Source organism: Acinetobacter sp. YH12076 (assembly GCF_013419525.1).
Taxonomy (GTDB): Bacteria; Pseudomonadota; Gammaproteobacteria; order Pseudomonadales; family Moraxellaceae; genus Acinetobacter; species Acinetobacter amyesii.
In genome coordinates this window covers 269,499-284,123 of sequence record NZ_VOZY01000001.1, presented here as the reverse complement: position 1 = coordinate 284,123, position 14,625 = coordinate 269,499, and the positions used below count along the sequence as shown (strand labels likewise).

General features: G+C 40.9%; 11 protein-coding genes. 7 read left to right on the top strand and 4 right to left on the bottom strand.

Annotation, left to right across the window (positions count from 1 at the left end; all coding sequences use genetic code 11):
• The first annotated feature begins 412 nt into the window (after positions 1-412).
• The 6 genes from FTU22_RS01185 to FTU22_RS01160 all read left to right on the top strand — a co-directional run bounded on the left by FTU22_RS01185 (position 413) and on the right by FTU22_RS01160 (position 9,859).
• Complete coding sequence (locus tag FTU22_RS01185) at positions 413-2,140, top strand: ABC transporter substrate-binding protein (protein ID WP_180092587.1); 1,728 nt, start codon at positions 413-415, stop codon at positions 2,138-2,140.
• A gap of 67 nt (positions 2,141-2,207) precedes the next feature.
• On the top strand, positions 2,208-3,971 hold the full coding sequence (locus tag FTU22_RS01180) for an ABC transporter substrate-binding protein (RefSeq protein WP_373683697.1): 1,764 nt from the start codon (positions 2,208-2,210) through the stop codon (positions 3,969-3,971).
• A 23-nt stretch (positions 3,972-3,994) separates the two neighbouring features.
• The gene (locus FTU22_RS01175) at positions 3,995-6,010 is read left to right on the top strand and encodes a M3 family metallopeptidase (protein WP_180092473.1); all 2,016 of its coding nucleotides are present in this window, start codon (positions 3,995-3,997) and stop codon (positions 6,008-6,010) included.
• A gap of 10 nt (positions 6,011-6,020) precedes the next feature.
• Entirely contained in the window at positions 6,021-6,959 is a 939-nt protein-coding gene (locus tag FTU22_RS01170; RefSeq protein ID WP_078190067.1) for an ABC transporter permease, read from the top strand.
• Positions 6,960-6,966: 7 nt separating this feature from the next.
• Positions 6,967-8,106, top strand: coding sequence for an ABC transporter permease (locus FTU22_RS01165; RefSeq protein ID WP_180085375.1), 1,140 nt, complete (start codon positions 6,967-6,969; stop codon positions 8,104-8,106).
• A gap of 13 nt (positions 8,107-8,119) precedes the next feature.
• On the top strand, positions 8,120-9,859 hold the full coding sequence (locus tag FTU22_RS01160) for an ABC transporter ATP-binding protein (RefSeq protein ID WP_180092470.1): 1,740 nt from the start codon (positions 8,120-8,122) through the stop codon (positions 9,857-9,859).
• A 51-nt stretch (positions 9,860-9,910) separates the two neighbouring features.
• Here FTU22_RS01160 and rluB read toward each other — a convergent pair whose 3' ends face one another.
• The 3 genes from rluB to FTU22_RS01145 are packed head-to-tail and all read right to left on the bottom strand — an operon-like array spanning position 9,911 to position 12,458.
• A complete protein-coding gene (gene rluB, locus FTU22_RS01155) occupies positions 9,911-11,029 on the bottom strand; it encodes a 23S rRNA pseudouridine(2605) synthase RluB (protein WP_078194228.1) in 1,119 nt (372 codons plus the stop codon).
• Between the two features lie 41 nt (positions 11,030-11,070).
• On the bottom strand, positions 11,071-11,667 hold the full coding sequence (scpB, locus tag FTU22_RS01150) for an SMC-Scp complex subunit ScpB (RefSeq protein WP_078190063.1): 597 nt from the start codon (positions 11,665-11,667) through the stop codon (positions 11,071-11,073).
• On the bottom strand, positions 11,664-12,458 hold the full coding sequence (locus tag FTU22_RS01145; protein ID WP_180092467.1) for a ScpA family protein: 795 nt from the start codon (positions 12,456-12,458) through the stop codon (positions 11,664-11,666). The genes scpB and FTU22_RS01145 overlap by 4 nt, the downstream gene beginning before the upstream one ends.
• A 339-nt stretch (positions 12,459-12,797) precedes the next feature.
• Here FTU22_RS01145 and FTU22_RS01140 point away from each other — a divergent pair, with 339 nt between their 5' ends.
• A complete protein-coding gene (locus tag FTU22_RS01140; protein ID WP_180092464.1) occupies positions 12,798-13,517 on the top strand; it encodes a GNAT family N-acetyltransferase in 720 nt (239 codons plus the stop codon).
• A 441-nt stretch (positions 13,518-13,958) separates the two neighbouring features.
• Here the strand turns inward: FTU22_RS01140 and FTU22_RS01135 are convergent, their stop codons facing one another.
• The gene (locus FTU22_RS01135; protein WP_078190059.1) at positions 13,959-14,576 is read right to left on the bottom strand and encodes an L-threonylcarbamoyladenylate synthase; all 618 of its coding nucleotides are present in this window, start codon (positions 14,574-14,576) and stop codon (positions 13,959-13,961) included.
• Positions 14,577-14,625: the final 49 nt, after the last annotated feature.

Sequence of the window (14,625 nt, the reverse complement as noted above, 5' to 3'; positions counted from 1 at the left end):
ATGACTTGTCATTTCATCTGAAGGTGATCCATTATGAATCAGGAATGTATTATATTTGTGCAAAATATGCTTGGATGCGTTCAACAACAAGAGTTGAATTTTTGATAAAAACGAGCTTTACTCGGAAAGTCGCTATTAGTATAAATTTATCTTAAAAAATGAATTTAAAAGGATATTTAATTCAGATAACTTTCAACCAAGGAGTGGTGGCATGAATTTCGCTTTATATTAATTACTGTATTAAGTTCTACGTTTAAAACTTAATTTAAACTGGTTCATTTTATTTTAGTAAAGGTGGCTTTATTTAAAGTCTGCTTGCGGCTTTGTATTATTAAAAAATCATCAGAAAGGAAAAGGTTTGGAAACTAGAAAATTTAAAATAGCGCTCCTTGCATTATTAATTTCAACAGGGATGATGGCCGAGGTTCAAGCTTCTGCACAATCGAATAAAGTTTTAAATATTGCATTTGAAGCACCGGATGATGGTTTTGATATGGTCAAAACCTATAATTATTATAGTGGCAATATTGCGGAAGCCATTTTTGAACCCTTATTGAAATATGACTATCTAGCACGTCCTGTTGTTCTTGTTCCAAATACTATTGAAGCGATGCCAAAGATTGAACAAGAAGGAAAAGTCTATACCTTCAAAATCAAACGAGGCATCCATTTTTCAGATGATCCAGCCTTTAAGGGAAAAAAACGCGAGCTAGTTGCGCAAGATTACATTTACGCGATTCAACGAATTTTAGATCCAGCTAACCGTTCTCCGACCTATTCATTTATTGATGGCAAAATCTTAGGCGGGGATGCGGTCGTTGCGGATGCAAAGAAGTCAGGAAAATTTAATTACAATGCGGCTATTGCCGGCCTAAAAGCGATAGATCCTTATACTTTGCAAATTACTTTGACGCGCCCTGACTATAATTTTCAATATATTTTGGCCTATGTTACGTTTGGTGCAATTTCAAAAGAAGTTGTTGAATTTTATGGCAATAAAATTGCACAGCATCCTGTGGGAACAGGACCGTATCAGCTCAGTAAATATGTTCCACGTAGCAAGATAGAATTGGTTGCAAACCCGAATTATCGTGGTTTTGTCTGGAATTTTAAATCGACAGGCACCGCTTGGGACAATCAGTTAGTCAAAGAAATGAACGGGAAGAAAATGCCACAAATCGGCAAGGTTTCCGTCAGTATTATTGAAGAAGAACAGTCACGGTGGTTAGCATTTAAAACAGGGCAGCTAAATTTTGATAAATTGACCTCAAATGCTGTCCCACAAGCCTTAGATTCTCAAAATAAACTTAAGCCTGATATGCAAAAGCTCGGCATTAAGCATTATCCAAATAAAGACGCTGAAATCACCTACAGCATGTTCAATATGCAAGACCCGCTTGTCGGTGGTCAAAGCCTTGAAAAGATCGCTTTACGCCGTGCCATCAGCATGTCATACAATCAAGCTGAATCGATTAAACAGTTATATCAAGGGCAGGCCGTAAAGGCTGAAATGTTTTTACCAGAAGGCGTGAGTGGCTTTAATCCAAAATATCGCAGTAGTTTGGGATATAACCCATTGCTGGCCAATAAATTACTGGATCGATTTGGTTATAAGAAAGGTGCTGATGGCTATCGAACCTTGCCCGATGGTAAAGCGTTGACCTTAAAAATAAATACTGAAAATAGCTCTAAATCGGTGATTCAATCTGAGTTGTGGAAAAAAAATCTCGATGCCATTGGAATACGGGTACAGTTTAAGGTCAGTAACTTTGCTGATAATTTAAAAGAAGCAATGCAATGTAAATATATGATGTGGTCAGGAGCGTGGATTGCAGATTATCCTGAAGGGGAGAACTTTGCTCAATTACTATATGGGCCAAATTCAGGACAAGGGAATTTAAGTTGTTATCAATCTAAAGCTTATGACGCTTTATATAAACAAGCAATTGTGTTGAAACCTAAAGATCGTGAACCTTTTTATGAAAAAATGAACCGTCAAATTGAAGCGGATAACCCTTGGATTATCCATTCTACACGGATTCGTAATTGGTTAATTCACCCTGAAATTCAGGGGTATAAAACACATCCAATGATGAACACCAGTTGGCAATATCTCGATATTCAGCCTAGTAAAAAATAATTGAGTCAGGATTACAATGAAGCGAAATTCGAATTTTACGCTAACCAAATTTGCTACAGCGTGTTTGATGGGGGGAGTGTTGTTCAGTGCGATGCCGACATTAGCATTGGCAAAGAATCCAGCAGATCCAAATAAAGTTTTACGTCATATTTTCCCTGTCGCAGAAACAGGTTTTGACCCAGTTGGCGTGCATGATCTGTATTCTGCACATGTGAATACATCAATCTTTGAAACCTTATATACCTATGACTATTTAGCATCGCCGGCAAAGTTGGTTCCTAAAACGGCTGCTGCGATGCCAGAAATCAGTGCTGATGGTTTGACTTATACCATTCGCCTGCAAAAAGGCATTTTTTTTGCTGATGATCCTGTATTTAAAGGCAAAAAAAGAGAATTAACCTCGGCTGATTATGCATATACCTTTAGACGTTTAGTCGATCCACAACTTCGTTCACCAAACAGTTGGCTACTTGATGGTCGTATTTTAGGGATGGAGAAGGTTTTAGAAAAGGCAAAAAAAACAGGTAAGTTTGATTATGATGCGCCCATTGAAGGCATACAAACCCCTGATCGGTATACCCTTGTCATTCGTTTAAATTCTCCAGATCAAAACTTTCCAATGTTATTGGCTCATCAACCTGCCTCGGCCATGGCACGTGAAGTGGTCGAAAAATATCGAGACAAAGCGGGTTTTGTGATGGGTAAACCTGTGGGCACAGGGCCATATATTTTGACACGCTGGACACCTGGTTCACGAATTATTTTAAAGGCCAATCCAAACTATCGTGGCTTTGTCTGGGACTTTAAAGCATCAGATGCCAAAGATGAAAAGATTGTAAAAGCCATGCAAGGCAAAAAAATGCCGCAAATTGGCGTGATTGATATTCAGGTGATGGAAGAATCACAATCACGTTGGTTGACCTTTGCAAAAAATGAAGCGGATTTGTTGGTACTCGATGGAGATTTGTCGGTACAAGCCTTAAAAGATGGAGAGCTAAAGCCTGAGTTGGCTAAAAAAGGCATCCAAATGTCGCGGATTTCTGACCCCTCTATCGACTATCACTATTGGAATATGCAAAACCCTGTGGTTGGAGGTTTTAGTAAAGAAAAAATTGCATTACGTCGTGCAATGGCGATGGCTTATTCAGCAGATAATCAAATCAAAATTTTGATGAATGGTGATGCACAAAAATTACAAAGCCCAATTCCACTCGGCGTTGTCGGCTATGACCCGAATTATAAGTCGAGTATTCCATACTCAGTTAAAGCGGCAAATTTATTGCTCGATCGTTATAACTATAAAGTCGGCGCAGATGGCTGGCGTACTCAACCGAATGGTAAACCGCTAACGATTGAAATGACGATATCGGGCAATAGTAGCCGTAGTCAGCAGTTGGGTGAATTTTGGAAGAAAACTTTAGATAGCATCAAAATTAAAATGACAACAAAGTCGATGCCATTTGCAGAAGCTTTAAAAGCCGAAAAACAGTGTAAAACCATGTTTAAAGCATCTGCATGGATCGCAGACTATCCAGATGCAGACAATTTTATGCAATTGTTCTACGGCAAAAATATCAATGTCACCAACAACGGCTGTTCAAAAATTCCTGAATACGACCGTTTATATGAACAGACGCAGCGTATGAAACCGGGACCGGAGCGTGATGCAATCTATCGGAAAATGTCACGCATATTAGAAGTGTACATGCCTGTCCAAATTAATTATGCACGTTACCGTAGTGTGTTGTCGCAACCACGCGTGATTGGTTATAAAAAGCATCCAATTTTGGCAACAGAATGGATGTACATCGATATTGACCCGAAAAAATAAAATGGAACAAAACTGGAGAAATTATGAAAAATAAAGCTTTGAAACTCACCACCCTCAGTATGTTGATGATCGGCGCTAGCCAATTCGTTCAAGCCGAAGATTCAATACGGAGTACTTTGCCAAAGTTCCAAGCCAAAGAAATACCTGCGCTGTGTGATGCCAAAATTCAGCAAGTGAAAACAGATTTAGCGGCATTTGAGCAAAAAAAGATAAAAAATAATGCAAAAGCAGCACCTGTTTTGGCGGAGTGGGATCAAATTTTTGCCAAATTTGAAGATTTTTATGGACCAATCGGACTATATAGCAACGTCGATCCTGATGAGGTTTTACGTAAGGCTGCGGAAGATTGTGAAATTAAAATTATGGAGTTTCAAACTTCGGTTTATCAAAATCCAAAACTTTATGAGCAAATTAAAAAACTCAAAACCAATGACGAAATTGATAAAAAAATGCGTCAAGACATCTTGGATGGTTTTGAAAATACAGGGGTACAATTTACACCTGAAAAACGTGCTCGTTTGAAAGCTATCTTTGATGAATTAGCAAAAATTGAACAAGAATATGCGCGTAATGTACGAGATAATAAAGAAAAACTGGAGTTTACACCGGCGGAGTTGAAAGGCTTGCCAGACAGCTATATTTCGGGCTTAAAGAAAAATGAAAAGGGCAATTATTTGCTCGGTTTTGAATACCCAGAATACCGTCCATTTATGGAACTAGCAGAAAGCGATGATGCGCGTAAGCGTTACCAAACTGCATTCACGCGTCGTGGTACTGAGAAAAACTTAGTATTGTTAAAGCAAGCAATGGATTTACGTTATGAAATTGCGCAGCTCTTTGGCAAAAAAAGCTATGCCGAATGGGTGTTGCAACACCGTATGGCAAAAGACCCTGAAACAGTGAATAAGTTCTTAGCCGATGTTCATCAAACGGTGGCACCTTTAGAGAAAAAAGAAGTTGAGACTTTACGTGAGTTCAAAGCGAAAAGCCTGAAAATTCCACTCGAAAAAGCTGAAATCAATCGCTGGAGTGAGAGTTACTGGAGTGAAAAACTTCGCAAAGAAAAGTATCAAATCGATCAAGAAAAATTGCGTGACTATTTCCCAACCCAAGCATCTCAAGAATGGATTTTTGCCATTTCATCTGACCTTTATGGTATTGAATTTAAGCCTGCGAAAGTCGATGTTTGGCAGTCAGAAGTTGAATATTACGATGTAAAAGATAAAAAGACCGGTGAGTTGCTTGGTGGTTTATATATCGATAAATACCCACGTGAAGGGAAGTATGGTCATGCGGCTGTTTGGGGCGTAAAAGGTGGTAGTACCTTGACTAAGCGTAAACCGATTTCTGCTTTGGTGACCAACTTTAACCGTAAAGGTTTAAATAGTGATGAACTTGAAACCTTTGTTCATGAGTTTGGTCATGCCTTACACGGTATTTTGTCCAATACACGCTATGCATCTCAATCGGGGACTTCTGTAGAGCGTGACTTTGTAGAAGCACCTTCACAAATGTATGAAGAGTGGGCGCGTCGTAAAGAAACTTTATCTACACTCGCAAATTACTGTAATCCAGCGTGTCCACCTGTAGATGATGCACTGATTAATAAATTAAAAGCAGTTCATAGCTATGGACGTGGTTTGCATTATGCACGTCAAGCCTTGTATGCAAAATATGATATGGCACTTCACTCATCAGATGCTTTGAGTGTTAAACCCTTAGATGTCTGGAAGAAAATGGAAGGCGAGACAGCTTTAGGCTATGTCCCAAGCACTGAATTCCCAGGACAATTCAACCATATCATGGGCGGTTACCAAGTTGGCTATTATGGCTATATGTGGTCTGAAGTGATGGCACTCGATATGTTGTCTGCTTTCGGAGATAACCTAAATAACCCTGAAGTGGGACAACGCTACCGTAAAACGATCTTATCGCAAGGTGGTCAATATGAAGCCGAAAAACTGGTGCATGATTTCTTAGATCGTAAACCTGATAACAAAGCTTTCTTTGATGAAATTACTGGGCAACGAGTGAAGTAAGGACAACTTTATGCTGGCATATATCATACGGCGTATATGGCAGATGATCCCAACGATGTTGGGGGTTGTTCTGCTCATATTCTTCTTATTTAACTGGGTAGGTGGAGACCCTGCATATATTCTAGCAGGCAAAATGTCGAACCCAGAGCAAATTGAAAACATCCGACAACAGTTGGGGGTTGATCAACCCTACTATGTCCAATTGTGGATTTTCATTAAGCAGATTTTAACTTTTGATTATGGAATGAGTTGGAGTACAGGTGAGTCGGTGTCAGATATTATTTTGACCCGTCTAGGACCGTCACTGACGATTTTAATTCCTTTAACCATTTTGCAAACGATCATTTCAATTGGTTTGGCACTTGCTGTGGCTTCAGTTCGTGGCACATTAACCGATCGTATGATTATGATGCTTTGTACGATTGGTATGTCGATCAGTATTTTGGTTTATATTATTGTTTTTCAATACGTTTTTGCATATCAGTTGAGTTGGTTCCCTGTTCAAGGCTGGAGTGATCACTTTAGCGAAAACTTATTTAAATACGGTTTACTGCCTATCTTAATTATGTTGGTGGTAAGTATTGCGCCAACTTTGCGCTTATACCGCAGTTTTGTATTGGATGAAGTCAATCAAGACTATGTTCGAACTGCGCGCGCAAAAGGTGTGGGTGAAAGCCGTATTTTAGGTGTACATGTACTGCGTAACGCCTCAATTCCAATTATTACCGATGTCATGTCGAGTCTACCGGCACTGCTGATAGGCGCTTTCCTGATTGAACGATTCTTTGGTATTCCGGGTATTGGTCGTGAAGTCATTATTGCTGTTGAACGCAGTGACTTCCCTGTCATTAAGGCGATTACGGTCTACGTTGCAGCGGCTACAATGATTTTTAACTTAATCGCGGATTTGATTTATAAACTTGTCGATCCTCGCGTTCAGTTGAAGTAGGTGGCCTATGCTAGGAATATTCAATAAGACCAAAGCAACGGCATCAACACCTGCATCGACTGGCTTGTGGAAGTTGGCGATGCGACGCCTAAAAGCCGATAAATTAGCGATGGTGTCGTTGTTCGTTGTACTGTGTTATTTCGTGGTGTTGCTATTGTCGATGACAGGCTTGGTTGCATCCAATTGGAATAAAGAAGTGGCTGTGAGTTATGCACCTCCAAGTTTTATTGGGGCGGAACTTAATGAAACAGCCAAAACCAAAGCATCAGCAGAAGATATGGCATTGCCTGAAAATCCTGTTGATCCTTTAAAAGATGTAATTGCTGAACTGAATGCAGAGATTGCGACTGAGCAAGGTGGTACCAATGCAATTGACTACTATGGCGTTGTAGATCCATTAGCAGAAGATATGAAAGCGATTGATCAGCAATTGGGTGGCCATTTGTTAGATCAACAAAGCGAGCTAAAACAAACTTTACCGTTTGGTGCGGATAAATGGGGGCAGGATGTCCTGCAAAAAACCATTAAAGGTGCTGAAACATCTATTATTGTTGGCGTGGTAGCTGCATTACTTGCTGTCGTGATTGGGACAATTTTAGGGGCAATTTCTGGCTATTTCGGTGGTTGGGTCGATGATATTTTAAACTGGTTCTATAACATTTTTACCTCGATTCCGTATTTGCTCTTGGTTCTTGCGATTGCAGCTGTACTACAGCAAAAGGGGATCTTATCGATTGTCCTCATTCTAGGACTTACTGGGTGGACGGGGGTGTATCGTCTGATTCGTGCAGAGTATATGAAACATACTTCGCGTGAATATGTGCTCGCTGCCAAAGCGATAGGGGTGAGTCATTTCCGACGCATCTTTGTGCATATCTTTCCGAACGTCAGTCATATTGCATTGGTGCAAATCTCGATTTTAGTGGTGGCCTTTATTAAGTCGGAAGTGATTTTGAGCTTCTTGGGATTTGGTGTTCCTGTTGGGGTTGTGTCATGGGGCAGTATGCTTAATGAAGCACAAAGTGAATTGATTTTAGGTAAATGGTGGCAGCTTATCGCAGCATCTGTAGCGATGGCGGTTTTGGTTACAGCATTTTCGATGTTTACTGATGCATTGCGTGATGCATTAGATCCAAAATTGAAATAAGGAGGAGTAAAGGATGACGGAACAAAATCAAACTGTTAAACCAACGCTCCTCAGTGTTCAAAACCTGAAAGTGAGCTTTAAAGCCGAAGATAAAAGCTATATCGAAACGGTCAAAGGAATATCTTTTGACATTCCTGCCAATACAACTGTGGCACTTGTGGGAGAATCTGGCAGTGGCAAGTCGGTGACCTCGTTGGCAACTATGGGGCTGTTGCCACGTGATCAAAGCCGTATAGATGCAAGTAGTAAAATAGTTTTTGAAGGGCAGGATTTACTGAGTCTGTCTCCAAGAGAAATGCGTAATATCTGTGGTAAAGATATTGCGATGATTTTTCAGGAACCGATGTCGTCACTCAATCCAGTCTTTACGGTGGGTGATCAAATTGCCGAAGTATTACGACTTCATCTAGGTATGGGACGTAAGCAGGCAAGAGCACGGACTTTGGAATTATTGAAGGAAGTGGGTATTCCTTCTCCTGAAACGAAAATTGATGCCTATCCTAGCCAAATGTCAGGTGGTCAACAGCAACGTGTCATGATTGCTATGGCGATTGCATGTGAGCCGAAGTTATTGATTGCCGATGAGCCGACCACGGCACTTGATGTGACGATTCAAAAGCAAATTTTAGATTTACTTGAAGCCTTGCAAAAGAAACGTGAGATGTCGATGCTATTCATTACGCATGATTTAGCATTGGTAAGCGAAATTGCCGATCAGGTGATTGTTATGCGTCATGGAGAAATCCGTGAACAAGGCTTGGTCAATGAAGTGCTGGATCATCCTAAAGATATCTACACTCGAGCTTTGCTTAAGTGTCGTCCACAGATGTCAGAGCGTCCTTATAAATTACCGATGATCAGTGATTTTATGCGTCAAAATGGTGATGAGCTGATTGAGGATGTGCATTTATCTGAGGAAACCCGTAGACAACGAACGCGTGGTCTTACGGGTAATGAACAGATTATTTTAGATGTCAAAGACCTGAAAAAATCGTTCTATAGCCGCAAGGGTTTATTTGGTAAGGATGAGTATCAGGCGGTCAAAGGTGTCTCGTTTCAACTGGCGAAAGGTAAAACGCTCGGGTTGGTTGGAGAGTCTGGCTCAGGTAAAACCACAATTGGCCTTTTACTGATGCGTCTACAGGAAGCGACAGGTGGTCAGGCGCTGTTTGAAGGTCATGATATTTTGGCGATGAGTGACAAAGAATTTACTCAATATCAGCGCAAAATACAGATCATTTTCCAAAACCCATATGCTTCGCTCAATCCACGATTTACTGTGGGGCAAATTTTGATGGAGCCGATGCAAGTGCATCAGATAGGGAAGGATGATGCTGAACGCGAGCAAATGGCGTTTGATTTGCTTGAACGTGTCAGTTTGCCTGCCCAAGCATTTTATCGCTATCCACATGAGTTTTCTGGTGGTCAGCGTCAACGTATTGCCATTGCACGATGCTTGACCTTAAAGCCAGAAATTTTGATCTGTGATGAGTCTGTCTCTGCCCTAGATGTTTCGGTTCAAGCCCAAGTTCTGAATTTATTGCAAGATTTACAAGATGAATTTGGTTTGAGCTATATCTTTATTTCACATGATTTATCTGTGGTGAAATATATTTCTGACCAAATCATGGTGATGAACCATGGTGATATCGTTGAAATTGCAAACTCGGATGAGCTGTATCGATCACCACAGCATGAATATACCAAGCGTTTGCTGAGTGCGATTCCACAAACCACTGAACAATTTATTTAGTGTTGGTATAAAAAAACCGCTCAAATGAGCGGTTTTTTTATACTTAAGAAATTAAAATTTCTTAAAGCCTTTGTTGTTTCCGCTAAATGCACGACTTGGCACAGAGTCATTACGACGCTCACGATTGCCAAAATTGTCGTTACGACGTTCACGGTTACCGAAGTTTTCACTGTTGCGATCATTACGGTTATTGTTGAAACCGTCGTTGCGACGCTCTGAACGATTAAATCCATTGCCTTGGAAACCACCTTCAGTACGACCAGTACGACGTTCGCCACGATTGTCTTGATAACCATTGCTTTGTTGTGGCTGGTTTTCGTCACTGTCACGACGTTGTTGGCGTAAGTAACCACCACGACGTGCTGCCATTGGTTTGTCTTGCATACGTTCAGTACGACGTTTCGCCATACCAAACAGGCCAGTACCTTGACGTGGTTTAAGTTCAACTGACTTGGTTAAATTGTCGATATCTTGTTTATCTAGCTCGATCCAGCGACCAGTACGCAGTTCGCGTGGCAGAATTACTGAACCATAACGTGTACGTAAAAGACGACTCACTTTTAAACCTTGAGACTCGAAAATACGACGAACTTCACGGTTACGACCTTCTTTTACGACCACTTGATACCAACGGTTAATACCGTCACCACCAATTTCAGAGAATGACTCAAATTTTGCAGGGCCATCATCTAAAACAACGCCTTGTAACATGTTGTTTTTTAATTGAGGAGTAACTTCACCCATGACACGAACGGCATATTCACGTTCGATTTCGCTAGAAGGGTGCATTAAACGGTTCGCCAGTTCACCGTCATTCGTGAACAGCAATAGACCTGTAGAATTGATATCTAGACGACCCACCATCACCCAACGATCACCTGTAATTTGAGGTAATTGTTCAAATACCGTTGGACGGTTTTCAGGGTCATTTCGTGAACAAATTTCGCCTTCTGGTTTATAGTAAATCAACACACGGCGACGAATTTCGTCTTCAATTTGGAACTGAACTTTACGACCATCGATGCGAAGCTCATCACCCGGTTCAATACGTTCACCCACTTGGGCAACTTGCCCATTTACGCTCACACGACCAGCGGCAATGACTTCTTCCATATAACGGCGAGAACCCAAACCAACGCGTGCGAGCACCTTTTGCAATTTTTCACTCATGACAGCATAACCTTAGAAATTATCATCAACAGTTCACCTATTTATGACTTCGGTGCATTCGCATCGAGGGCCATAAAAGCTTCCTTGGCATCCTGCAGGGGAGGCAATTGGCCCAAAGAGGTTAGACCAAAAGCATTTAAAAATTGAGGCGTTGTAACTAACAACGCGGGTCGTCCTGGGAGTTCACGAAAACCAGATTCTTTAATCCAGTTCCAGTCAAATAACGTACGTAAAATTTGACTATTGTTGGTCACCCCACGGATTTGCTCAATATCTGCGCGGGTTACCGGTTGATGGTAAGCAATGACAGAAAGAGTTTCGAGCAAGGATGGCGATAAACGAGTTGGTCGTTCAGGCCAGGTCTGTGCAATAATATTACGATATTTTGCACGTACTTGAAAACGGAAACCTTGAGCGGTTTCAACAAGTTCAATTGATCTGCCGTGTTGCAGCATGGAAAGCTGCTGCAAATATTGGCGTAATTCGGTTTTACTGAAACGGTCTTGGAAAGCCTCTTTTAAACGGGCAATACTCACCGCCGCTTCACTGGCAAAAATAATGGCTTCAAGCTGCATCAAAATTTCATGCAGATTATCTTCTGAAGACACCGCAGTCATTTGTTTAAGTTCAGTGTTCATGCACGTGCTCCCTGAATTGCAAGCGGTGCTTCTACACCTGATGCGACAATTTGAACTTTTTGTTGGCGTGTCAGTTCCAACACGGCCATAAATGTCACGACAACACCCATGCGGCCTTGGCTTGGCTTGAGTAAGTCTTCAAAATCTAACACTTCACCTGACTCAAGCTTAGTTTCAATATAAGCAATACGTTCTTCGAGTAAGACAGGCTCTTGCAAAATTTGGTGGGTAACCGGTTCTGGTCGATTAAAAACACAGAGTATGGCATCACGAAGTAATTGAATGTCATAGCCATCATTGGTTTCGACAATCGTTCCTAAACTGACATTGGTATCGAAAGTATCTCGATCCAACACTGACATTTGACCTAATCTTTCCGCAGCTTGTTTGATGCGCAAATACGTTTCTAAACGGTCAATCAATTCTTGTTTAGGATCTTGTTCATGTGCCGCGGCCGATTTAGGTTTTGGCAATAATAGACGCGATTTTAAATCGGCCAATAGGGCTGCCATCACCATATAGTCTGCGGTTAATTCAATATCTAGCGATTTCATTGCATCCATATAGGACAAATATTGGGATGCAATCGGGGCAATATCGACTTGTAATAAGTCGAAGCCATTTTTTTGAATCAGGTAAATCAGAAAGTCGAGTGGTCCTTCGAAATGCTCTAATAGAATTTCAAATGCAGCGGGTGGAATGTACAAATCTTCTGGAATAGCTTCTTGCCACTCATCCAAAACGCGAATGTGTGGAGCATCTTCCATAGAATTATGGACAGTTTGGTTCATTGCAATTATAGGCCACGCGAATTTTCAAAGGCATGCAGACAGCTTTCGCTTCGATCTCACATCGAAAGTAAAAGCACAAAAGTTATAGGGAATAGTGTAATGGAAAAATGCGTTTAAAGAAATTACTGAACGGTTGAATTGGGTAAAAAACTTAAAATTTATAGGGAATAGGCTTTATTTATACATATGTAAAATTTTAAAGCTGTGATATCGATCACATCTTGTGTTAATTGTAAAAAATACACTCATCAATCCATGAACTCATTTAAGCTGTGATATCAGGATGATGGGCGTCCAGCATGAAATGATTTGAATGAATTGACTAAAAGAATATTTGCTATGCCACAACAATATAATCAATGGGGTCAGGCCGTAGGGATGACGTTGGCGCAGTTTGAACCTTGCCAGTTCAGGTGTAAAACCGAAGAGGGGCAATCTGTTCGACTTATTCCGATGTTGCCCGATCAGCTTGATGACAGTCTTTTACAGCGGCTATGGCAGACAGTACAACAAGAACCTGATGAACGCTGTTGGACGTATTTGCCTAATTCTCAAATTCAAAGCATGCAGCAATTGCGTGATTATTTTCAGCAATCCTTTCATTTTGCCGGTTCGATGCATTATGTCATTGAGGTTGGTGATGCCATTGTAGGATGGGTTGCTTTGCTTAATGTACGCCCAGCACATGCTGTCATTGAAATTGGCAATGTCTATTTTTCAAGTTTAATGAAGCAATCAACCGCAGCAACAGAAACTATTTATCTGTTGTTAAAAGCATGCTTTGCAGCGGGATATCGACGGGTGGAGTGGAAGTGTGATGACTTGAACACGCCTTCGAAAAATGCTGCCTTACGTTTTGGCTTTCAATTTGAAGGGTTGTTTCGTCAACATGTGATAGTGAAAGGTCGTAATCGTGATACCGCTTGGTTTGCGATGTTAGATCAGGATTGGCCAATGTTGTCTCAAGCATATGAAGCTTGGCTCAATACAAATAATTTTGATGAGCAGGGACAACAAAAAATTCACTTAAAAGAATTTATGCAGCTTTATTGCGCTTGAGCAAAAGTACACGATCAAGGCTTTGAACCTGTTAGTAAGACCCTTTGTTCAAGTGCAAATTCTATGATGAGTTGGCACTGTGCTTGCGAGCAGAGATTTTGACTGGATCGTCGTTTAAATAGCGATTTCACAGTTGATGTATGTAGAAAATAATGAAAAGCCTGAGGTGGTGATGTTGATGAAATTAAATTTTTATCAGATGCTGCCCTTAGTTGAGCCTTGGATTCTAAAGTCCAAGGCTCAGTGGCATATATAGCAAGATGATTAAGATTGTTTTGCTCGGAGACACTGAGGTCTATCGCATTTTGGAGCTTGAGTAAAATCTGAAATAAAGTCATCAGGTCGATTCCTTTATCGAAAGGTGCTTTAACCGCGTTTTGAGCAAATGACCTTTACATGCTGTGCCTCTGATAGGTAACAGCATACATTTTACAGTACATGCTATTCAAAGGCACTGACATCACCGACACCGCGGCGAATCACTTCAGGGTATTCACCTGCAAGGTTTACAACGCTAGTGGTATTTAAAGTACCTAAACCGCCATCAATCAATACATCTATTCGTTTGCCGATTTGCAGTTCAATTTCGTAAGGATCATCAATCGGTTCTTTTTGGCCTGGTAAAATTAAGGTCGATGTTAATAAAGGCTCACCGAGTTCTTTGAGTAATAATTGGCAAATCGGGTTGCTCGGAATACGCAGTCCAATGGTTTTCTTTTTAGGATGCATTAAACGGCGAGGAACTTCACTGGTCGCAGGCAAAATAAAGGTGGTGACAGCAGGGGTGTTATTTTTCAATAGACGATACATGGCATTGTCGACTTTGGCATACGTGGCAATGTCAGATAAATCTGCACAAATAATCGCATATTGATGTTTAGCATCGAGCTGACGAATTTGGGCAATGCGTTCCATGGCATTTTTGTTCCCAATCTGGCAACCGATGGCATAGGCGGCATCTGTAGGATAAACCACCACATCGCCGGCACGAATCCGTTCAACGGCCTGCGTAATTAAACGGGGCTGAGGATTTTCCGGATGTATTCTTAAATGCAACATGTCGTTTTCCTCTTATTATTAAAAGCTCTTGCCATTATGTCGCGGTCTA